This window comes from Microcystis sp. M53603_WE2, assembly GCF_030065435.1.
On record NZ_JASJFF010000456.1, the window covers coordinates 1 to 1,943 of the forward strand.

A 1,943-nucleotide genomic window follows, 5' to 3' on the forward strand; every position below is an offset into this window, starting at 1 on the left:
GATAACTGATAACTGAAATGAATAACCCAAATACTGATTTTGATACTCCTTGGAAAGATGTCTTAGAAATCTACTTTGAAGACTTTGTTTCCTTCTTTTTTCCTCAAGCTCACGCGGGTATTGATTGGAATCAAGGCTTTGAATTTCTCGACAAAGAACTTCAACAAGTGGTGCGGGATGCTGAGTTAGGCAAACGTCTCGTCGATAAGTTGGTGAAAATTTATCGTCTTGCGGGAGAAGAGACCTGGGTTTTAATCCACATAGAAATCCAGGGTCAGCGAGAAATTGACTTTGCTGAACGGATGTTTGTCTATTACTATCGCATTTATGATCGTTACAGGCGTTCAGTAGCGAGTTTGGCAGTTTTAGGTGATGATAATGCTTCTTGGCGACCCAATCAATTTGAACGTGAGTTATTTGATTGTCAAGTGAGTTTTCGCTTTCCGGTCGTCAAGTTGCTAGAATTTAAGCAGCAGTGGTCAGCTTTAGCAGCCAGCCGCAATCCTTTTGCTACAGTCGTGATGGCGCATCTCCAAGCTTTAGAAACTCGGCAAAACCGAAAAAAGCGCAAGGAAGCGAAACTAACATTAACTAAACGGTTGTACGAACAGGGTTATCAACGAGAGGATATTATCAACCTCTTTAAGTTTATCGATTGGTTGATGAGCTTACCCACTGAATTAGAACAGGAGTTTCAACAGGAATTAAATCAGTACGAGGAGGAAAAAAGAATGCCTTATATTACCAGTGTTGAAAGAATGGGAATGGAAAAAGGGATGAGAGAATCTGTCATTGATGCCCTTGAGATTCGGTTTGAGAATGTGCCTTCTGAACTGGTTGATGAGATTAGCCAAATTCAAGACACTTCTCTTCTGAAAAATCTCCACAGACAAGCGATTACTCTTGACTCAATCTCAGATTTTCAGGACTATTTAAATCAGTTAATCAAACCTGAATAATTCTGGTTTGTCCCCCAGCTTACCCTCAATATCAAGAAAACGGGTTTCTTCAAGAAACCCGTTTTCTGGATTTCTGATGATCGCCTGTTGGGAAAAATTTGTAGCGTATTATACAGACTTATCCGGTGCGTTACGCTAACGCTAACACACCCTAAGAGTGAGCTAACCCGCTCCACTTTTGTCCACTTTTATTGATTTAATGTCCACTTTTACTGTAAGTCTTGTCAAGTAACCTTAAACTTGTTAGAATCAAAAAGTTATTATTTTCTGGTAGTCATTCATCGCTCAGATTAGTTAAGATGATATTACATGACTAATAATATTGACCATGATCGCTTATTTAAGGAGTTAATCTCCACCTTTTTTGTCGAATTTATTGAGTTATTTTTTCCTCAAGTAATGGATTATTTAGATAGGGACTCGATTACTTTTTTAGACAAAGAAGTATTTACCGATGTCACGGAAGGAGAAAGGTATGAAAGCGACTTAGTAGCACAAGTTAGGTTTCGCGGAAAAGAATCTTTTTTTCTGATTCATCTGGAGGCGCAGCAAAGTTCCCGCCTGGGGTTTAACCGGCGAATGTTTACTTATTTTGCTCGCTTTCATGAGAAATTTGTCTTACCGATTTATCCGATTGTAATTTTTTCTTATTCAAAGCCAAAAAGAGCAGCGATTAGTCAGTATGTGGTCGATTTTCCCGATTTTAAAGTCTTAGAATTTAACTATCAAGTCGTGCAGTTAAATCGATTAAATTGGCGAGATTTTCTCAATCAGCCAAATCCGGTTGCTTCAGCTTTGATGGCTAAGATGAACATTGCCGAGAAAGAGCGAGCCAAAGTTAAAGCGGAATGTCTGCGCTTGTTAATTACTTTAAGGTTAAATCCTGCGAAAATGGAATTAATTTCTGGATTTATTGATACTTATCTCAATCTAAATCCGGTCGAAGAGATACAATTTCAAGAAGAGATTAGCACATTTAGTCAA

Annotated in this window: 2 protein-coding genes; both read left to right on the forward strand. The window is 38.4% G+C overall.

Annotated elements, in window-relative coordinates:
- Positions 1–17: 17 nt before the first annotated feature.
- Positions 18–959 (forward strand): RpnC/YadD family protein, encoded by a 942-nt coding sequence (locus PX481_RS09540; RefSeq protein WP_288094480.1) that lies wholly within the window; start codon positions 18–20, stop codon positions 957–959.
- 309 nt (positions 960–1,268) lie between these two features.
- A partial coding sequence (locus PX481_RS09545; protein WP_288094481.1) for an RpnC/YadD family protein occupies positions 1,269–1,943 on the forward strand: 675 nt, incomplete at its 3' end.